At 42.0% G+C, this 23,122-nt stretch carries 23 protein-coding genes; 2 read left to right on the plus strand and 21 right to left on the minus strand.

Annotated elements, in window-relative coordinates; translation table 11 throughout:
• Positions 1 to 14: 14 nt before the first annotated feature.
• The 9 genes from hrcA to N5909_RS08445 all read right to left on the minus strand — a co-directional run bounded on the left by hrcA (position 15) and on the right by N5909_RS08445 (position 11,883).
• Positions 15 to 1,049: a heat-inducible transcriptional repressor HrcA gene (gene hrcA, locus N5909_RS08405; RefSeq protein WP_004261010.1), complete on the minus strand. Its 1,035-nt coding sequence runs from the start codon at positions 1,047 to 1,049 to the stop codon at positions 15 to 17.
• 160 nt (positions 1,050 to 1,209) lie between these two features.
• A complete protein-coding gene (locus tag N5909_RS08410) occupies positions 1,210 to 1,722 on the minus strand; it encodes a DUF2812 domain-containing protein (RefSeq protein ID WP_271631129.1) in 513 nt (170 codons plus the stop codon).
• A 34-nt stretch (positions 1,723 to 1,756) separates the two neighbouring features.
• Complete coding sequence (locus N5909_RS08415) at positions 1,757 to 2,332, minus strand: DUF2812 domain-containing protein (protein WP_271631130.1); 576 nt, start codon at positions 2,330 to 2,332, stop codon at positions 1,757 to 1,759.
• Positions 2,332 to 2,652, minus strand: a complete 321-nt coding sequence (locus N5909_RS08420; RefSeq protein ID WP_271631131.1) for a PadR family transcriptional regulator — start codon at positions 2,650 to 2,652, stop codon at positions 2,332 to 2,334. Before N5909_RS08420 ends, N5909_RS08415 begins: the two co-directional genes overlap by 1 nt.
• Before the next feature lie 113 nt (positions 2,653 to 2,765).
• Positions 2,766 to 4,112, minus strand: a complete 1,347-nt coding sequence (gene glnA, locus N5909_RS08425) for a type I glutamate--ammonia ligase (protein ID WP_001122886.1) — start codon at positions 4,110 to 4,112, stop codon at positions 2,766 to 2,768.
• Between the two features lie 36 nt (positions 4,113 to 4,148).
• On the minus strand, positions 4,149 to 4,505 hold the full coding sequence (gene glnR, locus N5909_RS08430) for a transcriptional repressor GlnR (protein WP_000659548.1): 357 nt from the start codon (positions 4,503 to 4,505) through the stop codon (positions 4,149 to 4,151).
• 76 nt (positions 4,506 to 4,581) lie between these two features.
• On the minus strand, positions 4,582 to 5,109 hold the full coding sequence (locus N5909_RS08435) for an FUSC family protein (RefSeq protein ID WP_057487513.1): 528 nt from the start codon (positions 5,107 to 5,109) through the stop codon (positions 4,582 to 4,584).
• 136 nt (positions 5,110 to 5,245) lie between these two features.
• Positions 5,246 to 6,442 (minus strand): phosphoglycerate kinase, encoded by a 1,197-nt coding sequence (locus N5909_RS08440; RefSeq protein WP_001096743.1) that lies wholly within the window; start codon positions 6,440 to 6,442, stop codon positions 5,246 to 5,248.
• A gap of 89 nt (positions 6,443 to 6,531) precedes the next feature.
• Positions 6,532 to 11,883: an endo-beta-N-acetylglucosaminidase gene (locus tag N5909_RS08445; RefSeq protein WP_271631132.1), complete on the minus strand. Its 5,352-nt coding sequence runs from the start codon at positions 11,881 to 11,883 to the stop codon at positions 6,532 to 6,534.
• 303 nt (positions 11,884 to 12,186) lie between these two features.
• On the opposite strand from N5909_RS08445, the gene N5909_RS08450 reads away from it, so the two are divergent.
• The gene (locus N5909_RS08450; RefSeq protein WP_004260992.1) at positions 12,187 to 13,818 is read left to right on the plus strand and encodes a Na/Pi cotransporter family protein; all 1,632 of its coding nucleotides are present in this window, start codon (positions 12,187 to 12,189) and stop codon (positions 13,816 to 13,818) included.
• Positions 13,819 to 13,914: 96 nt separating this feature from the next.
• Here N5909_RS08450 and N5909_RS08455 read toward each other — a convergent pair whose 3' ends face one another.
• Both N5909_RS08455 and pepA read right to left on the minus strand, forming a co-directional pair.
• On the minus strand, positions 13,915 to 14,211 hold the full coding sequence (locus tag N5909_RS08455) for an enterocin immunity protein (protein ID WP_045605599.1): 297 nt from the start codon (positions 14,209 to 14,211) through the stop codon (positions 13,915 to 13,917).
• Between the two features lie 21 nt (positions 14,212 to 14,232).
• A complete protein-coding gene (gene pepA, locus N5909_RS08460) occupies positions 14,233 to 15,297 on the minus strand; it encodes a glutamyl aminopeptidase (RefSeq protein WP_000209170.1) in 1,065 nt (354 codons plus the stop codon).
• Between the two features lie 296 nt (positions 15,298 to 15,593).
• Here pepA and galE point away from each other — a divergent pair, with 296 nt between their 5' ends.
• Complete coding sequence (gene galE / locus N5909_RS08465; protein ID WP_033681318.1) at positions 15,594 to 16,592, plus strand: UDP-glucose 4-epimerase GalE; 999 nt, start codon at positions 15,594 to 15,596, stop codon at positions 16,590 to 16,592.
• A 96-nt stretch (positions 16,593 to 16,688) separates the two neighbouring features.
• On the opposite strand, the gene yidD is transcribed toward galE, so the two are convergent.
• From yidD to N5909_RS08515, 10 genes are all read right to left on the minus strand, one after another.
• Positions 16,689 to 16,925 carry a membrane protein insertion efficiency factor YidD gene (gene yidD / locus N5909_RS08470; RefSeq protein WP_033681316.1) on the minus strand — a complete coding sequence of 79 codons (237 nt, stop codon included), beginning with the start codon at positions 16,923 to 16,925 and terminating at the stop codon, positions 16,689 to 16,691.
• Positions 16,925 to 17,647 (minus strand): pseudouridine synthase, encoded by a 723-nt coding sequence (locus N5909_RS08475; RefSeq protein ID WP_033681314.1) that lies wholly within the window; start codon positions 17,645 to 17,647, stop codon positions 16,925 to 16,927. The genes yidD and N5909_RS08475 overlap by 1 nt, the downstream gene beginning before the upstream one ends.
• Positions 17,634 to 18,203, minus strand: a complete 570-nt coding sequence (scpB, locus tag N5909_RS08480) for an SMC-Scp complex subunit ScpB (protein ID WP_033681312.1) — start codon at positions 18,201 to 18,203, stop codon at positions 17,634 to 17,636. The genes N5909_RS08475 and scpB overlap by 14 nt, the downstream gene beginning before the upstream one ends.
• Before the next feature lie 18 nt (positions 18,204 to 18,221).
• Positions 18,222 to 18,950 carry a segregation/condensation protein A gene (locus N5909_RS08485; RefSeq protein ID WP_033681311.1) on the minus strand — a complete coding sequence of 243 codons (729 nt, stop codon included), beginning with the start codon at positions 18,948 to 18,950 and terminating at the stop codon, positions 18,222 to 18,224.
• A complete protein-coding gene (gene xerD, locus N5909_RS08490; protein WP_333908982.1) occupies positions 18,950 to 19,684 on the minus strand; it encodes a site-specific tyrosine recombinase XerD in 735 nt (244 codons plus the stop codon). Before xerD ends, N5909_RS08485 begins: the two co-directional genes overlap by 1 nt.
• Complete coding sequence (cbpB, locus tag N5909_RS08495; protein WP_271631134.1) at positions 19,681 to 20,142, minus strand: cyclic-di-AMP-binding protein CbpB; 462 nt, start codon at positions 20,140 to 20,142, stop codon at positions 19,681 to 19,683. Before cbpB ends, xerD begins: the two co-directional genes overlap by 4 nt.
• A complete protein-coding gene (locus N5909_RS08500; protein ID WP_033681304.1) occupies positions 20,139 to 20,660 on the minus strand; it encodes a metallophosphoesterase in 522 nt (173 codons plus the stop codon). The genes cbpB and N5909_RS08500 overlap by 4 nt, the downstream gene beginning before the upstream one ends.
• Positions 20,636 to 21,607: a nucleoside-triphosphate diphosphatase gene (locus tag N5909_RS08505; protein ID WP_033681302.1), complete on the minus strand. Its 972-nt coding sequence runs from the start codon at positions 21,605 to 21,607 to the stop codon at positions 20,636 to 20,638. Before N5909_RS08505 ends, N5909_RS08500 begins: the two co-directional genes overlap by 25 nt.
• Complete coding sequence (racE, locus tag N5909_RS08510) at positions 21,604 to 22,398, minus strand: glutamate racemase (RefSeq protein WP_271631135.1); 795 nt, start codon at positions 22,396 to 22,398, stop codon at positions 21,604 to 21,606. The genes N5909_RS08505 and racE overlap by 4 nt, the downstream gene beginning before the upstream one ends.
• 199 nt (positions 22,399 to 22,597) lie before the next feature.
• Positions 22,598 to 22,846, minus strand: coding sequence for a YneF family protein (locus N5909_RS08515; protein WP_000364990.1), 249 nt, complete (start codon positions 22,844 to 22,846; stop codon positions 22,598 to 22,600).
• Between the last annotated feature and the right edge of the window lie 276 nt (positions 22,847 to 23,122).

The raw sequence follows: 23,122 nt of genomic DNA on the forward strand, positions 1-23,122 counted from the left end.
TAATGATTTCAATCTTAATGTACTTCGTAATGATTACTGCTGAGGTAGCGGTAAAAATCTGTCAACTTCATGGTCAAAACACGGTTGACCACATTGACTTGGTTGATTAGCTGTTGGTAATCCAGATTGACTGGACCGATAATGGCTAGAATTCCAACTCCCCGATAAGGAATGAGGAACTTGCTACTAATCACCGCTAGGTCAGCTAGACAGGATTCTTGACTGTCCGCAACACGCACATTTTGCATCTGGTCTTCATGCAGCCCCTCACGAATCTCCAGAGCCACCTTTTGCGGTTGGTCAAAGAACTGATAGGCTGCTAGATTGGCAAAATTCAAGAGATTGACCTTGCCCGCCACCACAATGTTTTCGTTGAACATTTCCTTAAAGATGTGTTCAAAGAGATCGATGACATTGTCCGTTGTTGTAAAGTAACGCTGGATAATCTGCGGAATCTCCGTCCGAATCTTGTAGTGAATATCTAGAACGGTGTGGCCGAGGAAACGTTCCTGAATGATGCTCTTCAGTTTCAGCAAATCCTCCTGCAAGAAGTTCCTTGGAATCAGAAACTGACTGGTAACCGTTCGCGACTCGTCTAGGGTGAATACTGCCAAGGCTGTATGTTGCCCCAGAACGACGATATCAAAGGCTGTCAAACGTTGCCTGCTAGGCTCAACATCCAGTGCTACTACCGTACAGCCACTCAAGTCTGTCAGTAGATTAGCAGCCTCTTGCAGAATATCCTCTAGCTTGAAGAATTCCTGATCAAAGGCTTTGACAATCTCATATACCTCATTTTCAGCCAGACGGTCAAAATCCAGTGAGTGTTTCACATAGTATTGAAAACCAGCAACACTTGGCATCCGACCACTTGAAGTATGAGCCTTCTCAAGCAACCCTTGCTTTTCTAAAGCCGCCATATCATTACGAATGGTTGCACTGCTAGAGTTAATAGACTCTTGCAAGGCTTTGGATCCGACAGGTTCGTGCGTTTTGGTAAAGATGTCAATAATCAGATTTAAAATATCCTGCTGACGCTCTGTAACCACCTCATCACTCCTCTCTGTCTGATCGATTAGCACTCGATACACTCAAGTGCTAACTTATGATTCTATTATACACCCTTAAAAGAGAATGTCAAGACAAAAACTCAAAAAATTAGCACTCTTTTGTCAAGAGTGCTAAAAATCAGTCTGAAGACCTAGAACCTTACTGTTTATCTACTCGGTATGCCCTTTTAAGTCTTAAATAACCAAGAATTAAATAAGAAATCATAAAGGCATATAGAGCAAAAATGACAAAGAAAGATTGCGACAATTCTTCTCTAAACGAACTCATACAAACAACAAAACCACCTGAGAAAGCAACTGTACATGAACGAAGTCTATTTCGCATAACTTCCCACCTAAGTTCCTTGCTCATATAGACTTGATCCTCTGGAAGTAAATCAGAAGACGATTTACGAAGAATCGTACAAGAACCTGCTTCTATCAATTCCCAACCTCTATTTCTAAAATCTTGCAGTTCATGCTTATATTTTTTAAGAAATCTAGAATCATAGATACAGTAGATGACATCGTCTGGTTGACATTGGTCAAAATAGAACAAACCAAAACGACTAGTTCTATACCTCCAACCTTTCAAATGCATTTCATGTAAATATTCTTCTTTCTTGTCTTCATCAAGAATCGTAAAAATCCGAAATTGTACTTTGCTATTCATTGTCTTACCCCAAAATTAGAAAACATGCCTGGTGTTATTTATCAGATAATTCTTTCCACTTTTGAAATAATCTCCAAAAAATATAAGAAATCTGAATCGCATAAACTATTAATAAAGTACAGTGTATACTAGCAATCAAAAACATTTCCCAACTGAAAGAACTACCTCCACTAACAGACTTTGAGAAAACCGGTAGTAGAGCTAAAAAGAGAAGCAAAATAGGAAACATCCGCCTCGTTAAAATCCGTTTGAGCATAGCTAGCTTCCCGGCCGCGTCATTATAAATTTCAAACTCAGCATCCGACTCAATTCCAGAATGAAGCTTTCTAAAGTAGGAAAAACCATTAAAGTTTGTAATATGCTCCCAGCCAAAGTCTTTAAATAGTTGTAAATAGGAGGCTCTCTCTGATTTTTTCATGGGATAAAAGTCCAACTGATAAGACACCTGCTCAGGCTGACACTTTTCAAAAGTATACTTAATCGAAACTACTAAGTTAGAGTGGGTTACTTCCTTAAGTTTCCAGCCCTCAGCATGCATTTTTCTAAGATATAAAGCCTCTCTATCATAATCCGCAATGGTAGCAATTCTATAAACAACCTTCTTTTCCATCACCCTTCCTCCCGACTGTTTCTATAGAGTCGTCCAATACGTTTCAATTCAATATCTAAGACTTTGCGTCCCAAGTCTGTAATCTGATAGATTTTGCGTTTTTCATCTTCGCGAACAAAGGAAATCAAACCATCCTTTTCCATCTTTGACAAGGTTCCATACATAGTTCCAGGACTAATCAAGACTTGCGAATCTGTCATCTCCTTGACCTTTTGCGTAATACTATAACCATGACGTTCCTTTTGCAGACAGAACAAGATATAAAAACCTGTTTCCGTCATCGGAAGATAAACTCGACGAACCTTATCTGTTAATTCCATTTTTATCACCTCTTATTTAGTTCGATATATCGCACTACGTTATACAAAATATATCACACCTCGATATAAAAAGCAAGAAAAAAAGACCGCCCTCAGGCAATCTTTCTTCTCTATTAGTAAAGGTCTAAATAGTTATCAATTTCCCATTGTGAAACAAAGGTTGCATAGCTTGCCCATTCGATTCGTTTGGCTTCAAGGAAACTAGTGTAGATATGCTCACCAAGAGCTGCTCTGACAACTTCATCTTCTGTCAAAGCTTTCAAAGCGTTGTGAAGAGTTGATGGAAGGTCTGTAATACCAGCTTCCTTACGCTCTTCTGCTGTCATGATGTAGATATTTTCTTCGATAGGAGCTGGTGCTTCGATTTTATTTTCAATACCATGCAAACCAACTTCCAAAAGAACAGCCATAGCGATGTAAGGGTTCGCCATTGGATCGACTGAACGCAACTCAAGACGAGTTCCCATACCGCGTGAAGCAGGCACGCGCACAAGTGGCGAACGGTTACGACCAGCCCAAGCAATGTAAACCGGCGCTTCATAACCTGGAACCAAACGTTTATATGAGTTAACTGTTGGGTTCATGATAGCAGTATAGTTGTAAGCATGCTTGATCAAACCGCCAAGGAAATGGTAGGCAGTTTCTGACAACTGCATTCCTTTTGGATCATTTGGATCAAAGAAGGCATTATTTCCTTCTGCATCAAACAAGGACATATTACAGTGCATACCTGATCCAGCAATACCAAATTTTGGTTTGGCCATAAAGGTTGCGTAAAGACCATGTTTGCGAGCAATGGTTTTAACAACAAGTTTAAAAATTTGAATCTTATCACAAGCACGTAGAACTTCATCATACTTAAAGTCAATCTCATGTTGTCCAACCGCAACCTCGTGGTGACTCGCTTCTACTTCAAATCCCATTTTGGTCAAGACATTGACGATCTCACGACGTGTATTGTCCGCAAGGTCAGTAGGCGCCAAATCAAAGTAGCCACCTTTGTCATTCACTTCAAGTGTTGGGTCTCCATTTTCATCGAGCTTAAATAGGAAGAATTCTGGCTCTGGACCAAGGTTGAAAGATTTGAATCCTACTTCTTCCATATGACGAAGAGCACGTTTCAAATTGCCACGAGGGTCACCTGCAAATGGTTCACCTTCTGTTGTATAGACATCACAGATCAAACCTGCAACACTTCCATTTTCATCTCCCCAAGGGAAGACTGTCCATGTATCCAAGTCAGGGTACAAGTACATATCTGACTCATTGATACGTACAAAACCTTCAATAGAAGATCCATCAAACATAGCCTTGTTTGACAAGACTTTATCTAACTGTTCATCTGTAGCAGGAATTTCGACGTTTTTCATGGTTCCCAAAATATCTGAGAACATGAGACGAATAAAGGTAACATTTTTTTCCTTGACTTCACGACGAATATCTGCAGCTGTGATTGGCATGAGTTTTCTCCTTAATGTATGACTACTTGCGGTTGTCTAACCGCGACCAAAAGGTGACCGTACTGAAGCAAAGCGACCCTGTTGGAGGAGTTCATTATGAAGTGCACGACGCACCTCAGTCTGACTCACCGCTTTCTTGGATTTCGCTTCACGTTCAGCATATTTTTTCTTAATGGCAGCGATATTATAACCTTCAGAGATATAATCTTTGATTTCAAGCAGACGATCCATGTCATTCAAGGAATACATGCGACGGTTCCCTTCGTTTCGATCAGGCTTAATCAACTCTTGATCTTCATAATAACGAATCTGACGCGCCGATAGATCGGTCAACTTCATAACACTGCCGATAGGAAAAACAGCCATATTTCGGCGAAATTCTTTTTCCTTCATTTACAATTTCCTTCTTTCTGTCTATTATAGTCTAAAAAAAGACAAACGTCAATTGATAATGTTATAAAATGTAACATTATTTTTCTTTTTTCTCTAAAAAGAGCCGAATACGATCAATATCGTAATTTACGAGAATTGCGACAAAAACTCCCATGAAAGTTTCTGATACACGCGCAAACACGTACAAAATCGTCTCACCACTCGGAATCGATAGGGTAATAATTAACATAGCTGCTACACCACCAATAACCCCTGCTTTGTTATTCATGGCTACATTTGTCATAATGGTTAACATGGTGCAGATTGGAACAACTATCAAGGTCACCCAAAAGGCTTCGTGGAAAAAGGTATTTAATAAGAAGAAGACCAGGGCATAGAGACCACCGATACTATTTCCTAGAATACGCGAAGTCCCAAAATGGACACTCTTATCAAAACTCTCCCTCAGGCTAAAAACGGCTGTCAAAGCACCGATTTGAAGACCTTTCCAACCAAAAAAGCCAAAAATCAAGAGAACTAGAAAAACAGCAATACCTGTTTTAAAGGTTCGCATACCAAGCTTGAACTGGGATTTATCGAATTTATATTTTTTAAAATAACTCATAATCTCAACTTTCTATTTCCATTTTATCATAAATTGGCTGATTTTATGAGCAATAGTTAAGAGGAAGCGTTTTTATTTTAAGCAAAAAGAAAAGAGGAACTGTCATCCCTCTCTTCTTTAATTCATTTAGAAAATCTTATTTTTCTGTCAAGGCTGCAAGTCCTGGAAGAACTTTACCTTCAAGAAGTTCCATTGATGCTCCACCACCAGTAGAGATCCATGAGAATTTGTCTGCACGGCCAAGGTTAATCGCTGCGGCAGCTGAGTCACCACCACCGATGATTGATTTAACGCCAGGTTGTTTCACGATAGCGTCCATCACACCGATTGTACCAGCTTGGAAGTCTGGGTTTTCAAATACACCCATAGGTCCGTTCCATACAACTGTTTTCGCACCAGTCAAAGCTTCGTCAAATTTAGCGATAGATTTTGGACCGATGTCAAGACCAAGGAAGCCTTCAGAAACTGCTTCACCTTCAGTGTCACGCACTTCAGTGTAGCCAGCAAATGCGTTAGCTTCTTTTGAGTCAACTGGCAAGATCAATTTACCGTTTGCTTTTTCAAGAAGAGCTTTCGCAACATCCAATTTGTCTTCTTCTACAAGTGAGTTACCGATTTCGATACCTTGTGCTTTGTAGAACGTGTAAGTCATACCACCACCGATAAGGACTTTATCAGCTTTTTCAAGCAAGTTTTCGATAACACCAATCTTGTCTGAAACTTTTGAACCACCAAGGATCGCTACGAATGGACGTTCTGGAGTTTCAACTGCTTCTTGGATGTAGGCAATTTCGTTTTCAAGAAGGAAACCAGCAACTGCTTTTTCAACGTTTGCTGAGATACCAACGTTAGATGCGTGGGCACGGTGAGCTGTACCGAATGCATCGTTTACGAAGATACCATCTCCAAGTGATGCCCAGTATTTACCAAGTTCAGGATCGTTTTTAGATTCTTTCTTGCCGTCAACATCTTCGTAACGAGTGTTTTCAACCAAGAGAACTTGTCCATCTTCAAGAGCGTTGATAGCTGCTTCCAATTCAGCACCACGAGTTACACCTGGGAAAACAACGTCTTGACCCAATTTAGCTGCCAAGTCTGCTGCTACAGGAGCAAGTGATTTACCAGCTTTATCAGCTTCTTCTTTCACACGTCCAAGGTGAGAGAAAAGAATTGCACGTCCACCTTGTTCGATGATGTACTTAATAGTTGGAAGAGCTGCTGTGATACGGTTGTCGTTAGTGATTACGCCATCTTTCAATGGTACGTTGAAGTCAACACGAACGAGGACTTTTTTACCTTTCAAGTCAACGTCTTTAACAGTAAGTTTTGCCATGTTACAAAAACCCCTTTAATTATTTTATTCGAAACTATTATATCACACTTTGGAAATATAAGGAAAGATTTCACAAGATTTTTCGATATTTAATCTTCATCCTCTTTTTTCTGTTTCAATGTCAAGGCTAAACTAGCAAGACCAAGGCTGGCCAATCCTGCTATTAGGACTTCATTGGCATCAGCAGTCCCTGTATTTGGCAATTGTTTTCTTGCTTCTTCTGATTTAACTGCTGTATTTTGGACTGGTTTTTCTTGTGTAGGCGCTACTGCTGGTTCAGTTTTTACTTTTGTTCCAATTTCAACAATTTCTGGAAGAGCTTCCTTGAGAACTTCTGTTGTACGAAGGGTACGATTGCCTCGGGTATCTACTTCTACAAAGCGACGAATTTGTCCCTCAACTCCTGCTTGGACAAGTTGACGTTGACCTTTGAGAAGCTCTGAGTTTGGACGTTCTTGACGTTCAAAGGATACTGCAATTTCTTCAACTTCTAGTTTCGGAGTTTCTAGAACCAGGTCTTTTACTCCTTCCGCTGGTTGATTGCTTGATAGAACTTTTGTACCTACTTCGGTAATCTCTGGAACAGCTTCCTTGAGAACTTCTGTTGTACGAAGAGTACGATTGCCTTGACTATCTACTTCAACCAAGCGACGAATTTGTCCCTCAACTCCTGCTTGGACAAGTCGACGTTGACCGACTGGGAGATTTGGATTTGGGCGTTCTTGGCGTTCGAAAGCCACTGTATCCTCTTCAATTTCTAATTTCGGAATTTCTAAAACTAAGTCTTTTACTCCCTCAGCTGGTTGATTGCTTGATAGAACTTTTGTACCTACTTCGGTAATTTCTGGAACAGCTTCCTTGAGAACTTCTGTTGTACGAAGAGTGCGATTTCCTTGGGCATCTACTTCTACTAAACGACGAATTTGTCCCTCAACTCCTGCTTGGACAAGTTGACGTTGACCTTTAAGAAGGTTCGCACTTGGTCGCTCTTGACGATTGAAGGCCACTGTATCCTCTTCAACTTCTAGTTTCGGAATTTCTAGAACCAGGTCTTTTACTCCCTCAGCTGGTTGATTACTTGAAAGAACTTTTGTACCTACTTCGGTAATCTCTGGAACAGCTTCCTTGAGAACTTCTGTTGTACGAAGAGTACGATTGCCTTGAGCATCTACTTCTACTAGACGATGAATCTGCCCTTCTTCTCCTTTTTGGACAAGTTGACGTTGACCTTTAAGAAGGTTCGCACTTGGTCGCTCTTGACGTTCATAGGCTATTGTTTCAGTTTCAACAACTAGTTCAGGGAGGACCTCAACTGTTGGGGCTACTTCACTTGGATCCATGCTACCAACATGATGACTTTCTTCTGCAGGAGCTAGTTTCTTATTCAGCTTTTCTTTCATGTCCGCAAAAGCTTGTGGAGTTGGCATCTCTGAAGCCAACAAAGTTTCTGCTTGTTCAATCAACTCAGCTTTAGGATCTTTTTCACGGACGGATTCGAGCAAGCCTTCCAATTCTTCTCTAGCTGTCTGATAACGTTGATTTCCATCCAAGTCTGTCCCTGCTTGTTTCAACTCATTCAAAGCCCGGTTGACTTCTTCTTGGCTAGCATTGTGGTTTTCTGCAACAGCTTTCGCTGCATTGAGTTTCTCTACTAGTACAGCTTGTTTATCCTCACTTGAGAAGGTATAGGCAAGGGTTGACTGACGGCCTTGGGCAGCAGTGATTTCTTGTTTAAGGTATTCATCATTAACTGCAGCCTTTGGAGAAACCAAGACATCAAACTCAGCTGTGTGCCCCTTGTAATGCAGGGTCAAGGTCTGGCGTCCAGTCTTCTGAGCATCGTAGCCCGTGATTTCAACACCTTCATCAGTAAAGCTGTGAGTCTCTTCTGTCTCGTCATCATAGAGAACACCAAAGCGACCTTCAGAGAGATCCAGTTGATTTCCTACTAGATAGTCTGTTTTTGGTTTCTTAGTAATATACAAGCCCGCTACTTCTTTTGGTTTTCCTTCATCCTGTCCTGTCACTTGGACTTTCAGATCACCTGACACTGGTAAACCAAGGTATTGCAGTGTTAGGTTTTGTTCCCCTTTTTGATGAGCGTCGTATCCAGATACCGTCACACCTGAGTGAGTAAGGTTAATCAGCTCGTCGACTTGTCCCCCTTCGTATTGAACACGGAGTGTTCCGCATCTGAGGTCCAGTTTTTCTCCTTCTTTATAAACTGTCTTTTTAGGTCCTTTTTCAAGGCTAACTGCAACAATTTTTCTCTCATCCTGTGGAATCGCTACAGCCAAGGTGTTACTGATTTCTTTGCCAGGAAGTTGGGTACGATAGTAGAGGAGAGTTGGTTGCTTATCAAAGCCCAATGGAGCTGTTGCCAAGTCACCACCAGTTTCAGTCTTCAAGGTTGCAATCGGTGTTTGTGAATCAGCCTTGTCGTAAACGGTGATGGTTGCGCCTGCCGGAACATCAGAGAAGCCCAGTTGAACTTGGTGGTTTCCAAGTGAACGAGCAGCTACCTTAGCCATTGGAATATTTTGACTTTCTGTGTCCAAGGTTTCGTACATCTTCCAGTTGTAGATACGAATGGCCTTCCAAGGTGTTCCGTTATCAGAAGTAATGACATGCAAACGCCAGTCTTGAGCGGTTATTGGTTTGTCAAGAGTGATATCTGTAACGTGGGCTTTATTGCCACGAACTTCCTTAGCTAGTTTCCACTCGCCATCTGTATCCTTGTAGTAAAGATCAAAATCCTTGGTGTTCATCAAACCATCGTTAACAGACTCCCCACCAGCTCCCGCATGATCCATTACCCATCTGACAACACGACGTGGTTGGGTCAAACGAATATCGACACTACCGCTCAATTGTCCTGAAGACCACTTGTCTGAAAGACTGGTAATGGTACCGTTCAACATACCTTCAATACCTTCTCCACCTTCGGTATTCGGGAAAGTGCTACCGATAACCGTTGCCCCTGGAACAATATTTTCAGCCAAAGGTCTTGGGAGAGTCGTATCCAGAACAGTCATGCCCCAGTTAAAGGATGTCGTCGCAGCTTCTGAACGAAGGCCATTTTTACCAACTGCAACGACTTTCAATTCTTGCGTCGTACCAGTCGCATTAGCAGAACGGCTAACTCTTGGCAAGTAGATCGTTGAAGCAGATGAACCTGTCAACAAACGCCAGTTATCCCCATCTTTTTCGTAGACTTCATAGAAATCCGCATCTTGGTTACCCGAAAATTGAACAACTGCTTCAGCTTCTTGGGCATTTTTAAGAGATTGTTTCACCACAGAAAGGCCTGTAGGCGCTTGTGGTGCTTGGTGATTGTCTGAAATTGTTAATTGACCTAGGTTAAACTGATAATCTTTTACAGCTCCTTCATGCTCGAAGAAGAGTTTGACTGCATAGATGGTTTTACCTGCTAGTGAGCTGAGATCAAATTCTTCATTTGTCCAGTTGTCAGAAAGGGTTAGCTCTTTCCATGCATCTGCATCATCGAATTTGTAGTCTGGAGTTGTAGAGAAGGCCATATAAACTTTCGAGCCTTTTCCTCCCTTGTGGGCAACACGAAGTTTGGTTTTCTCAGTTACTTCTAACTTAGTAGAATACAAATTCACATCTTGGTCCGTCTTACCAGCTACATTACCTGAGAATTTAAGGGAATTTCCGCCATTGTAGGCATCTGTAAAATCATATTCTGCACGAAGTTTCTCCCCTGTTGAAGTCTGCCACCAGCGCCATGTTGGCAAGATACCTGAAACCGAACGGTAGTTCCACTCAGAATCCTTAGAAACCTTTCCGTCTACAAACCACTTTCTACCATGGCCTGTATTAAAGGAGGTAGTGAAGGTCCGGCCCACTGCTGGTGTGCGGTCTGCAACTAAATTAGCAATCCCATACCACTCTTTGTCCGCTGGTTTTTGAGCTGTCGGATCTCCTTGGTAACCTGTGAAGAAGATATCTTCGTTTTTGTGGTAGTCTTCACCTGTTTTTCCTAGACTGGTAATTGTATCTGGTGCAAAGAGTCCAAGTGACAAACGTAACTTGCCTTTTTCATCTAAGAGGGCATCCCATTTAACTTTTGTCTTATAAGAACCACCTTGTTGCAATTCCAATCCTGCAAAGACATCATATTGGCTACGTTCCAGCCATTTTGCCATTTCTACAGAGTGGTCATTCTTTTCCTTATTCCAGTTGAAATTAGCAAAGAATTGATCCGCAGGGACCTTGTCACCTTCTTTTTGCATGAACTGGTAGTTGTAATCACCTAGACCGTCTTCGTGATAACGACCATATTTATAGGTCATGGCATCGTACCAAGCATACTTGATTGGATGGTTGACTTTTGCCGCATATTCCTTTGTATAGAGCATGAATTGACGCATTTTTTCACCAAGAGGCGTCACTAAGTCACCTGTTGTTTCTTGGTTGATAAAATACCCATCAAAGCCATAGTACTTAGCAAGGTCGACAAGTTTTCGTGCAATAGGGAAGGTTCCATCCTCATCTTGTTTCAAAGCAGCAACAAATTTCTCTTGGTCAGCAATACTGTTGGACCAGTTGAAGAAAAGTGTTCCATAAACGGGAACTCCGTTACGATGTCCTGCATCAATGACATCTGGAGTTGGGACTAGACCTTCCCAGAAGACCATTGAATCCAAGTATTGCCAGTAGTCAAAGGCGTAGGCCTTGAATTCTTCTCCACCAACAGAAGCGTGGTCTTTAGCCTTTGAGTTGGTATTTGCTAGCGCCTGAACTTTGGCTCTTCTACTTGCTTTTTCGTTCACCAACTGGCCTCTATGGCGCTTAGCAAGTTCAACAGAAGAACGATTGATGGGATCATCCTCACGCGCACCCGGTTCCCATTTCAACAAATCCTCCCAAGAATTAAATTTGATTTCCTTTGGTTTTAATGTTTTTTCTGTATTTTTAGGGACATCTGGCTGAACTTCTTTTTCAGTCTTATTAGCTTCTGCTGCTGGCTTAGACTCATCCCCTTGGCTAGTTTCTTCAGGCTTTGCTTCTGTTTCCTTGTCAGACTTAGGTTTTACTTCTGCAGATGGTGTTTCTGCAGCCACCTCACTTGCTTTTTCCTCTGGTTTAGCTACGCTAGCTGCCTCTGCGGTTTCAGTAGTTGCAGCTTCATTGCTTGCTGGCGAAGCAGTTTCAGATGCTGTCGCTACTCCTTCTGCCTTTTCTAACTTGTTTTCTCTAGTCTGTTCTCCTTCATGCTGCTTGTCAGCTTCATTAGTTGGATGCTCATTCTCTCCTGAAACAAGCTCTGTATTGACTCCCTTATTTTCAGGAACTGCAGTTTCTTCAGCCAAGGCTGGACCAGCAAATAAAACAGCACCAATCATTAGCGAGCAGGCTCCTACTGATAACTTACGAATACTATAACGACAACGTCTTTCAAAAAATGGATTCTTCATTTTCTTCTCCTAAAAGATTGATTTTGTTGCATAAAAGAAAGCGCTTAACTTTCTTTATAAAATTTTTATCCCAATCACAGGGACCAAGATAATTCCTCCCTCATTTTAAAATATTTCTTTTAAATGTCAATATATAAAAGGAAATACCTATATCTAGGTTAGAAATTGGTAAAATTAATATAATTAAGGTCCATTCTAACGAATTTTCTTTCTAAAATCTTAGCTTAACACTTGTTAGATTTACTTTTATCCTTTAAAATAGAATAGGAGAAATTCCGTTATTATTTTTCGGAGGAAAAAGAAATGTCCATTAATTGGCAGGAAATTTTATTTCACTTTTTAGGTGGTCTAGGACTATTCTTATATAGTATTAAGACCATGGGAGACGGTTTGCAACAAGCTGCTGGAGATCGCCTTCGTTTTTACATTGACAAGTACACTAGCAATCCCTTTTTAGGTGTTCTAGTAGGAATTGTCGTGACTGCCCTGATTCAGTCAAGTACAGGGGTTACAGTTATCACGGTTGGACTGGTCAGCGCTAGTCTTCTCACTCTTAGACAGGCTATCGGAATTATCATGGGAGCCAACATCGGAACCACCGTTACTTCCTTTATCATCGGTTTCAAGCTTGGTGAGTATGCTTTACCCCTGATTTTCCTTGGAACCATGTTCCTCTTCTTTACAAAAAATAGAACAGCAAACAATATCGGACGCATCCTGTTTGGTGTAGGGGGAATCTTCTATGCTCTAAACCTCATCAGTGCCGGTATGAGCCCTCTTAAAGATTTACCACAATTCAAGGAATACATGGTAACCTTGGGACAAAATCCTGTATTAGGAGTTTTTGCCGGTGCAGTGATTACCGTCCTCATCCAAGCTTCTTCTGCGACAATCGGGATTTTGCAAGGTCTCTATGCAGGCGGATTCCTGGACCTTAAAGGTTCACTACCAGTTCTTTTCGGGGATAATATTGGGACAACCCTAACAGTTATCATCGCGGCAGCTGGAGCCAATGTCTCTGCGAAACGCGTTGCTGCAACCCACGTCACCTTTAACGTTTTAGGAACCATTCTTTGCTTAATCTTATTAGGCCCATTTACATCTATGATTGAGTACTTCCAGGCACTCCTTCACCTCTCACCTGAGATGACCATCGCCTTCTCTCACGGTGCCTTTAACGTAAGTAACACCATTGTACAATTTCCATTCATCGGAGCCTTAGCCTACTTTGTAACCAAGCTCATCCCTGGTGAAGATGAAGTTGTGAAGTACGAGCCACTTTATCTTGATGAGCATTTGATTAAACAAGCTCCATCAATCGCTCTCGGAAATGCAAAGAAAGAACTACTTCACTTGGGAAATTATGCTTCCAAAGCCTTTGACCTTTCATACAACTACATCATTGACCTCAATGAAAAGGTTGCTGAAAAAGGCCACAAGACGGAAGAAGCCATCAATACCATTGATGAAAAATTGACTCGTTACCTTATTACTCTTTCAAGTGAAGCCCTTAGCCAGAAAGAAAGTGAAGTGCTGACCAACATCCTTGATTCATCCCGTGATTTGGAACGGATTGGGGATCACGCTGAGGCCCTAATCAATCTGACTGACTACCTTCAACGTAAAAATGTTGAGTTTTCTGAAGCTGCTTTGCAGGAATTGGCTGATATCTATCAAAAAACCACTGGCTTTATCAAGGATGCCCTTGATAGCGTGGAAAACAATGATATTGAAAAAGCTCAAAGTCTGATTGAACGCCATAAAGAAATCAACAATATGGAGCGTGTTCTCAGAAAGACCCACATCAAACGCCTCAACAAGGGTGAGTGTTCAACACAAGCTGGGGTCAACTTTATCGACATCATTTCCCACTATACTCGTGTATCTGACCACGCCATGAACCTTGCTGAAAAGGTCATCGCTGAACAAATCTAAGAACCAAGAAGCTATCCTGAATGGGATGGCTTTTTTCTTTTCCTAACCAAGAATTGCTTTTCTACCATATAAAAAATGCTTTGATCCACAATGGAATCAAAGCATTTTAAAGAGCTCCCCATACATAATCGCAGAAGCTGCAGTTCCTCTGTACTTAGCTTCTTCTCTTTTGATAAAGCGAGCCAAGTTGAGCAACTCAGGTGCCGGATGTTTAGGATTTAGGAGCAATTCACGATTGACTAGACCCGAGAGACGGACTGCCAGCAATTGCTCATTTGTAGAAGGCAGTTTTTTAGCAGTCTCTAGGAGAGCAGCAACTAAATCTTCACTCAAATCATGTCGAGCATGATTGTAAAGATCTTTTACAAGGCTTTCTAGGTTTGGTTCTACCATCCCTACCACCTCCCTTATGGTTTAATAATTTTTAATCAAATCAACTGTTGAACGATCCAATTTCTTCACCAAGGCTTGCAAGAAAGCTTGAGCTTCTAGGAAGTCATCCATAGCGTAGAGGGTTTGATGAGAATGGATATAACGAGCGCAAACACCAATTGTTGTAGATGGGACACCACCATTTTTCAGGTGAGCTGCGCCAGCGTCTGTTCCGCCTTTTCCACAGTAGTATTGGTACTTGATACCAGCTTCCTCAGCTGTTGTCAAAAGGAAGTCCTTCATACCTGGGAGAAGCAAATGACCTGGATCATAGAAACGAATCAAGGTTCCATCCCCAATCTTGCCTTGACCACCGTAGACATCACCAGCAGGTGAGCAATCAACTGCTAGGAAGACTTCTGGATCAAACTTGGTTGTAGATGTATGAGCACCTCGGAGACCAACTTCTTCTTGGACGTTAGAGCCAAGATAGAGTTCATTTCCGAGTTTTTGACCTGAAAGAGCTTCCGCCAACTCGCTAACCATAAGCACACCGTAGCGGTTGTCCCAAGCTTTTGAGATGATATTTTTTTCATTGGCTGTCAAGATTGCAGAACTATCTGGTACGATGGTATCTCCAGGACGGATGCCAAAACTTTCTGCCTCAGCCTTATCCGCAAAACCACCATCAAAGACGATATCTGCAATAGCAGGCATGGTTGGTCCACCCTTACCACGAGTCAAATGTGGAGGGACAGAACCTGAAATCACAGGAATTTCACGACCGTCACGAGTCAAGAGTTTAAAGCGTTGGCTGCTAACCACCATAGGGTTCCAGCCACCAATTTCTACAACACGAAAGGTACCGTCTGGCTTAATTTCGCTGACCATAAAACCAACTTCATCCATATGAGAAGCGACCAAGACGCGCGGTGCATCCGCAGCTTCTGAATGTTTAATCCCGAAAATGCCACCCAAGCCATCTGTCACCACTTCATCCACATGCGGTGTCAACTTTTCACGAAGATAAGCACGGACAGGTGCTTCATGACCTGAGATCGCAGCAAGTTCTGTTACTTCTTTGATTTTTGAAAATAATGTTGTCATTTCAGTTCCTTCTTTCTTTCATCCATTTTACCACTTTTTATAGGAGAAGGATAGCGGGAAGGTGGATTTCTAAATTAGTATCTTAGTCTTACTGTATCTTAGAAAAAGCTTGTATTTTCTTGCATGTGATATAAAATCCAAGAAACATTCCAAGATTAACTCGAAACTTGATTTCCAAACAAAAAAACAATCCGATGCCAAAATCGTTCATATTTTTCATGAAATTTACAGAAAATAGTTGACTTTCCTTTCTTCTTTCTTTAAAATAGTACAAAACTAGAAAAAGGAAAAAAATCATGACCAAAACAATTCTTGTTACAGGTGGGGCTGGGTACATTGGCTCCCATACCGTTAAAGCTCTTTTAAATGCTGGCTACAAGGTGCATGTCTTAGATAATCTTTCTACAGGAAATCGTTCAGCTGTAGATAGTCGTGCTAGCTTTAAACAACTGGATGTTTATGATGCTAGTGCCTTAAAGGATTACTTAGAAGAAAATCAGATTGATGCTGTTCTGCATTGTGCAGGTGAGATTGTTGTGAGCGAAAGTATTGAAAATCCAAGTAAATACTTCACTGCCAATGTTGCTGGTATGAACCAAGTTCTCAAAGTCTTATCTGAAGTTGGCATTCAAAAAATCATGTTCTCTTCGACTGCTTCCCTCTATGGTAATAACTGTATTGACAAGCCTGCAACTGAAGATACCCTGCTCGACCCTGTCAACCCTTATGCAGAAACAAAACTGATGGGCGAACGAATGATTTACTGGATGGCTAATCGTTACGATTGGAAATATGTTATTTTCCGTTACTTTAATGTTGCTGGGGCTGAAATGGATGCTTCAAACGGCCTGCGTGTAAAAAATCCAACTCACATCATTCCCAATATCAACAAAACCGCATTGGGACAAAATGATAGCCTAAAAATATTTGGAGATGACTACGATACACGTGACGGTTCATGTATTCGAGATTACATTCATGTCTTGGACCTTGCACAGGCTCATGTGAAAGGGATGGATTATCTATTTCAAGAAAACAGTTCTTCTCAAATCTTTAATTTAGGAACTGAAAAAGGCTATACCGTCAAAGAAATCTTTAAAACTGCTGAAGAATTACTGAATCAAAAAATACCACACGAAATTGTTGCTCGCCGTGCTGGTGACCCAGCTAGCGTCCTAGCAGACGCATCAAAAGCTAAAAAATACCTTGATTGGAAGGCTAGCTACTCCCTCGAAGATATTATTTTATCAGACTATCATTGGCGTGTTAAAGAGGGTAAAAACATTTTGGAATAAATAGCAGAAACATCAATAATAAATAAAAACACAGATAGATGGAACTTGATAAAGACCAAGTATCATCTATCTGTGTTTTATACATTAGAATCCAATTTATTTTGAATTTCTCTTTAAAGAAAAATGGTCTGGGACGGGGTCCTTACCTGTTTTCGACCAGGGATGACAACGTAAAATCCGAGTCAAGCCCATCAAAACACCCTTGAAGCCATGTTTTTCAATAGCCTCAATCATGTAGTTGGAACAAGTCGGCTCAAAGCGACAAGAGGGTGGAAAGGCTGGTGAGATAAACTGTTGGTAAAAGCGCACAGGCGCTATTAAAATTCGTTTCATTATTTCTTGGTTACAGCCATGTTGTGTAGTTGGCTGATTTCTTTTTTATTAAGACGACGGGATTCTCCTGGACGGAGTCCTGTCAAGTCTAGATGTCCAAAACGGGTCCGTGACAACTTGTCCACTTGAAGACCGACAGCTTCAAACATCTTTTTAACCTGGTGGTTACGCCCTTCATGGATAGTCAACTGCACCACAGAGCGGTTTTTGACTGGATCCACTTTGAGAATTTCATAGACAGCCGGCTTGGTTTTCTTACCATCAATCTCAAGTCCACGGGTCAAGGGGCGGAGATTATCCTTATTGGCCACACCTTTAACACGCGCGACATAGACCTTGTCAATCTCATTACGAGGGTGAATCATTTCATCCGTAAAATCTCCATCATTGGTCAAAATCAAGACTCCTGATGTATCCCAGTCCAAACGACCTACAGGGTAGATGCGCTCTTTCACGTTGGGCAAGAGGTCGACAACAGTCTTACGCCCCTTGTCATCTGTCACACTGGAAATGACACCGCGTGGTTTGTTAAGCAGATAATAGACCTTTTCTTCGTTGTAGATAGGTTGACCTTCAACTTCGACCTTGTCGCCTGACTTGATGGTCGTTGCTAGTTCACGTACCACTTGACCGTTAACCGTCACCAAACCTTGCTTGATCAGCTCTTCTGCTTTTCTCCTACTGGCCACACCTGCGTGGGCAATATACTTATTGATTCTCATCTTCTTCTATCCTTTCACCAAATAATTGGCTTTCTTGGGCTTGAATCTCAAGCTCATCAATCACTGGTAATTCTTCTAAATGGTTTATCCCCATGTAATCTAGGAAATAATCTGTAGTCACATAGAGGTTGGGGCGACCCAACACTTCTTTTTTCCCGTCTTCTCGTATCAAGTCAAAGGCCTGCAACTTTGCCAAGGCCCCACTCGAGTTGACCCCACGGATGGCATCAATCTCTATCCGTGTGATGGGCTGTTTGTAAGCAATGATGGACAAGGTCTCAAGAGCAGCCCGAGACAAGCTCTGGTTGATAGGTGCCTTAGAGTATTCCTTCAAAATCGCTGCAAATTGAGGCTTGGTAACCAATCTGTATGCACCACCTGTCTCGATCAGGGACAAGCTCGAATCTTGGTCTTTTTCATACTTCTGGGCTAATTTTTCTAAACTCTGTTGGATGCCTGTCGGGGGAAGCGATAGGAGTTCAGCCAACTGACGGACTCGAATCCCATCTTCGCCTGCTACAAACAAGAGCGCTTCTATTTTTGCTAAAGTACTCATCTTTCCTCTCTATCAAGTCTAGCTTTGGGCCACTTGACTTTCTTCCTTCTTTTCCATGAGATAGATATCTCCGAAACTCTCCTCTTGCACGAGGGTCAGCTCCTGGGTTTTGATTAACTCTAGGGTTGCCAAAAAGAGGGTGATGACCTCTTGGAGATTCTGGGCTTCCTTAAACAAATCCTGCAAGCGCAATTGATCTCGTCCAGTCAAGGACTCTTTCACGATAACCATCATGTCCTCAATCTTATACTCATCCCGCAGGATAGTCGTGTGATTCTGTGCAAACTCCTCTTTTTTCTTGGCTAGGATATTTGAAAAAGCCAAAAAGAGGTCAATGGTCGTCTTGTCATGTACAAGCTCCGCATCTTCATAAATCAACTCTGTCGGCGCTTTGGAATAGTGCTGGGCCCGTTCTTGGTGCTTGGCTTCCAAGTGCTCCCCCAAGAGCTTGAACTTGCGATATTCTTCGATTTGAGAGAGGAGATCCTGCTCCAGGTCATCCTCCAAATCGGTTACTTCCGCTACCTTTGGAAGAAGCTTGCGGCTCTTGATCAGCATGAGCTGACTGGCCATGACCATATACTCGCCCGTCACTTCCAGACGCATGGCCTGCAGGGTTGAGACATAGGCTAGATACTGTTCGATGACTTCCGTAATGGGCACATCGTAGATATCCATCTGGTACTTAGAAACCAGGTGCAAGAGCAAGTCCAGAGGCCCTTCAAAATCTTTTAATTTAATATCCATTATCTATATTTTTCTAAGGTCAGGACTGTTTTTAATCCTAGTTTTTTTGCAATTTCGTACAAATCGACCTTGTTTTCTATTTGTCTTAGAATGAACTGTTCCCGTAGGGCTTGGGCTGATAAGGCCGGAAAACCTTTCTCCTTGACAAAGGATTCTAGCTGACGAAAGGCCCACTGACGAGAATAGGCTTTCCCTGCCCTTTCAAAGAGATAGGTCTGGCACATCAAAGGTTCCAACTCTGAAAGCAAGGTTGTAGGAATGCTGACAATCCTCTGTTGGGAAGCCTTCTTGATTCGCAACACCTGAAAATCCAGATTGATATCCGCAACCTTGAGGGCTAAAATCTCACTGGGCAAGAGGCCCATTTCTAGGATTAAGAGCGCTAGCAAGCGGCCCTCTGGATAGTCGCTTTCCTGCCAAAAAGAGGCTAGGTCTAGAATTTCTGGCTTTTCCGTCTTCTTCTCAGCTTGTTTAGCTAATTCCAAACGATAAAAGCTGTCCACCTCTCCTTTTTGATAGAGAAAGTAGAGAAATTGATTACAGGCCGAAAGTTTTCGTTTCTGGGCGCTGATTTTTAGATTGGCTAGCTGGGCTTGGTAAATCTTGAGACTAGTTTCAGAAACCCTCTCGCCTACAATATCTAAAAATTGTTCCAAATCATACCTATAAGACTGCTTGGAATTAGCAGACAAGCCCTGCTTTTCCTCTAAAAAGTCTGAAACCCTATCTCTCATTTGCATCGAATCACATATTCCTTACTAAAGTCATGCAAGAGGGCATTGACTGCCTTGAGAATAGACTTGCGCGTGATAATTCCTTGGAAAATCCCTGACGCATCCACAACAGGTAAGAAGGACTCATCTACCAACTTGTGCAAGACCTCCGTAATGGTAAAATCAGGCGAGACGACCGCTACGTCCGTTCTCGTCATATGAACGATATCCGTATCTGACATGATTTCTTGACTCAAATCATGCTCCATCTGATAAGCCAGAATATCTCTGAGCCCAATCGTCCCAACAAACTGTTTTTCATCTGTCACAACGGGAACACGGGTATAGGTCATCTGACTGAGCAAGAGGGTAGCGTGATCCGCATTGTGGGTATCAATCAACACAGCCAGATTTTTAGCAGGAGTCAAAAATGTTTCCTCCTGCCCCAACAAGAAAGTCTCAAACTCCTTGGCAATCATCGGCTAAACTCCTTGGACAAGCCCGGATACACCTCATGGTCTCTTGTCAAAAAATCAACTTTGAAGTAACTGTCATCAATCTCCACACGGGCATAGAGACATTCTCTGATGGTCCCACGTGGTTGACTGATAGAACCTGGATTTAGAAAGAGGGTCTTGCCTTCCATCCAAGCACTTGGCACATGCAAGTGACCATAGAGACAAATATCGGCCTCTTCTTCCTGAGCCCAGTAGTCCAACTTTTGAAAATTGAAATTGATGTCAAGCAAGTGACCATGAGTTTGGATAATCTTGGTCGAACCAAGCTCAGTCACTAAACGTTCTGGGTAGCCGGCGTAGAAGTCCATGTTCCCTTTAACTACACGGATGCCCTCCCAAAGTGGAGAATCCGGACGCAGTTCAGAATCACCATTATGAAAAACGGCATCAACTTTGCCGACATAGCGATCACGGATTTCTTCCACAATCAAGCTATCGCCATGAGAATCGCTCATTACAATGATGGTTTGCTTTGCCATGATGGAAATACCTCCAAAAGTTTCTTAACGGCTAAGGCACGGTGAGATTGACTATTTTTTTCTTCAAGGGTTAATTCAGCTGATGACTTGCCTGTCTCCCCTACAAGGAAGAGAGGATCATAGCCAAAGCCATTTTCACCCTTAGGTTCAAAGTTAATGTAGCCTGGCCAGTCTGCTTCAACAACCAAACTTTCCTTGTTTGGACTGGCTACAACTAGGGTTGTATGGAATTGAGCCGAGCGGTCCTTGAGTTCAAAGACCATGGCCAATTCGTGCAAGAGTTTGGCATTGTTTTCACGGTCAGTTGCTCCGACGCCTGCAAAACGAGCCGACCAGACACCAGGCAAACCTCCCAAAACATCAACTTTAAGTCCAGAATCGTCTGCAAGAACCATCTTGCCCGTTAATTGAGAAATGGTTTCTGCCTTGAGACGGGCATTTTCTTCGAAGGTCATGCCTGTTTCTGCTACTTCAGGCAGGTCAGGATAGTCATTAAGATTTTCCACATCATAGCCTAGTTTGTCAAAGATAGCTCGGAATTCCTTGGTCTTGCCCTCGTTTCGAGTCGCAATGAGCAGAGTTTCTCTGACCTTGTTTGTCTCAAAGAAAGCTTCTACATCAACACCTTCTTTAGGCAATTCTACATGCAAGAGTTGTCCGTTTTCAACCAAGAGCAAGGCTCCCTGACGTTGGATGACTTCCAAATTTCGTCCTGCTTCTTGGTTGAGGATATCTACTACAAAAGACAATAAACGGTAGAGAGAACCATAGCGTAAAACAGTAACTGAAAGTGGAAAACCTCGTTCCTCGTCTCGAAAGATTTTGGCCAATTCAACTAGAGGAAAATCCAAGTCTTCATCAGTCAACGTCCGGATGCCACCAAAAATACTATAGGAACCAACATACCAGTCCTGGTCATCCTTGTATTCATAAATTTTATTTGTCATAATTCTACATGCTCCACATGAATCTCTTTTTCCAGCCATTCTTCACCAATTTGTGCAAAACTTTGGCTGCTGGCTGTTGTGTAAAAACGGTGATGGAGTGGTCCAGCATCGCGACCACGATTGATTTCAAAATAATTTAGTAAGACTGAAATGTCTCGTACGCACTCTGCCCCACTATCGATAAGTTGAACCTTGGGCCCCATGACATTTTGAATAATGGGTCTGAGAAGCGGATAATGGGTACAGCCCAAAATCAGACTATCCACCTTTCCAACCAAGGGACGCAGGGTTTCATAGACCACTTTCTTGGTGACACTGGTTGACAGGGCGCCAGACTCGACCAAAGGGGCAAACTTGGGACAGGCCAAACTCTCCACCTGTAAGTCCGGATCTAAATCATGGATTTTCTGACGGTAGATGTCTGATTGTACCGTCATGGGCGTTCCAATCACTCCGATTTTCCCACCTTGTCTGGACTTGATGGCTGCCGAAGCTCCTGGCAAAATCACACCTAGGACAGGAATATCTAGTTGAGCCTTGATTTCTTCCCAGACGACCGCAGTCGCAGTATTACAAGCAATGACAATCATTTTGACATCCTTGGTCAAGAGAAAGTTGACCAACTGCCAAGTATATTCACGAATTTGCTCAGCAGGACGGGGACCATAGGGCGCCCGTGCCGAATCTCCAATATAGACGATTTCTTCATGGGGAAGCTGGCGCATGAGCTCGCGCACAACGGTCAAGCCCCCGACACCCGAATCCAAAAAACCAATTGGTCGATTATCCATACAGTCTTCTTTCTAGTCTTTTTTCTGATTGATAGTTCATTATGATTACTTGTCTTTATGAACTGAAGAACAACTTCATCAACAACTATCTCTCTTAATCATAATCAAATATCAATAGAATGCAAGGAAAAAGTCTCATCCCTAAACCATAGCCAACATAGTGAGAAGTCTGGAACTTTCATCCCAGACTTTTCCTTATTTATTTTTTCTTTTTATTGTTAGCAAGGGCTGCTTTTTGTTGGCGGATGATTTGGTGGTAAACTTGTTGTACCTTAGCTTCGCTTGGTTTTTGACCATTTGCACTCAAAAGAGTACGAACTGCTTCAGCATTCAAACGTGGGTTGTCAGCGAATTCTTTTTCAATTTGCTTACGAACCAAGTACATTCCCCCAAGAGCTCCTCCTAGAAAAGCTAGCACAATCAATACAATTGCTAAAAGTAAATCCATCATTTTTCTCCTGTTTCTTTTTGAGTCTCTTTCATTATACCACAAACTAGCCACCCTGACTAGTTTGTTTTACGCTTTCAGAGATGAGTAAGCTGTAATTAAAGTTGGCTTATCTTTCTAGTCAAAACTAGAAAGAATATAAAAAATACACTCCCTTACTATTCGTTTCCTCCACTTTTTTAATACAAAACAATATCAAATATATATCCTTCTCAAATCCTCTTGACAACACTTCATTAGCTGGTAAAATTAGATTAACAATACAATATAGAAACA

It is taken from the genome of Streptococcus gwangjuensis, from assembly GCF_028156745.1.
Taxonomy (GTDB): domain Bacteria; phylum Bacillota; class Bacilli; order Lactobacillales; family Streptococcaceae; genus Streptococcus; species Streptococcus gwangjuense_A.

Excerpts from the sequence above, each read along its gene's own strand:
- N5909_RS08455 (WP_045605599.1), bottom strand. The coding sequence starts at position 14,211 with ATGGTAGAACCAAACCTAGAAAGCCTTGTAAAAGATCTTTACAATCAT.
- N5909_RS08410 (WP_271631129.1), bottom strand. The coding sequence starts at position 1,722 with ATGAATAGCAAAGTACAATTTCGGATTTTTACGATTCTTGATGAAGAC.
- scpB (WP_033681312.1), bottom strand. The coding sequence starts at position 18,203 with ATGAGTACTTTAGCAAAAATAGAAGCGCTCTTGTTTGTAGCAGGCGAA.
- xerD (WP_333908982.1), bottom strand. The coding sequence starts at position 19,684 with ATGAGAGATAGGGTTTCAGACTTTTTAGAGGAAAAGCAGGGCTTGTCT.
- N5909_RS08515 (WP_000364990.1), bottom strand. The coding sequence starts at position 22,846 with ATGGATTTACTTTTAGCAATTGTATTGATTGTGCTAGCTTTTCTAGGA.
- yidD (WP_033681316.1), bottom strand. The coding sequence starts at position 16,925 with ATGAAACGAATTTTAATAGCGCCTGTGCGCTTTTACCAACAGTTTATC.
- N5909_RS08440 (WP_001096743.1), bottom strand. The coding sequence starts at position 6,442 with ATGGCAAAACTTACTGTTAAAGACGTTGACTTGAAAGGTAAAAAAGTC.
- N5909_RS08445 (WP_271631132.1), bottom strand. The coding sequence starts at position 11,883 with ATGAAGAATCCATTTTTTGAAAGACGTTGTCGTTATAGTATTCGTAAG.
- pepA (WP_000209170.1), bottom strand. The coding sequence starts at position 15,297 with ATGACAACATTATTTTCAAAAATCAAAGAAGTAACAGAACTTGCTGCG.
- glnA (WP_001122886.1), bottom strand. The coding sequence starts at position 4,112 with ATGCCAATCACAGCTGCAGATATTCGTCGTGAAGTCAAGGAAAAAAAT.
- galE (WP_033681318.1), top strand. The coding sequence starts at position 15,594 with ATGACCAAAACAATTCTTGTTACAGGTGGGGCTGGGTACATTGGCTCC.
- N5909_RS08420 (WP_271631131.1), bottom strand. The coding sequence starts at position 2,652 with ATGGAATTAACAGATAAGGTTCGTCGAGTTTATCTTCCGATGACGGAA.
- N5909_RS08485 (WP_033681311.1), bottom strand. The coding sequence starts at position 18,950 with ATGGATATTAAATTAAAAGATTTTGAAGGGCCTCTGGACTTGCTCTTG.
- cbpB (WP_271631134.1), bottom strand. The coding sequence starts at position 20,142 with ATGATTGCCAAGGAGTTTGAGACTTTCTTGTTGGGGCAGGAGGAAACA.
- N5909_RS08475 (WP_033681314.1), bottom strand. The coding sequence starts at position 17,647 with ATGAGAATCAATAAGTATATTGCCCACGCAGGTGTGGCCAGTAGGAGA.
- N5909_RS08505 (WP_033681302.1), bottom strand. The coding sequence starts at position 21,607 with ATGACAAATAAAATTTATGAATACAAGGATGACCAGGACTGGTATGTT.
- glnR (WP_000659548.1), bottom strand. The coding sequence starts at position 4,505 with ATGAAGGAAAAAGAATTTCGCCGAAATATGGCTGTTTTTCCTATCGGC.
- N5909_RS08435 (WP_057487513.1), bottom strand. The coding sequence starts at position 5,109 with ATGAGTTATTTTAAAAAATATAAATTCGATAAATCCCAGTTCAAGCTT.
- N5909_RS08500 (WP_033681304.1), bottom strand. The coding sequence starts at position 20,660 with ATGGCAAAGCAAACCATCATTGTAATGAGCGATTCTCATGGCGATAGC.
- N5909_RS08415 (WP_271631130.1), bottom strand. The coding sequence starts at position 2,332 with ATGGAAAAGAAGGTTGTTTATAGAATTGCTACCATTGCGGATTATGAT.
- N5909_RS08450 (WP_004260992.1), top strand. The coding sequence starts at position 12,187 with ATGTCCATTAATTGGCAGGAAATTTTATTTCACTTTTTAGGTGGTCTA.
- racE (WP_271631135.1), bottom strand. The coding sequence starts at position 22,398 with ATGGATAATCGACCAATTGGTTTTTTGGATTCGGGTGTCGGGGGCTTG.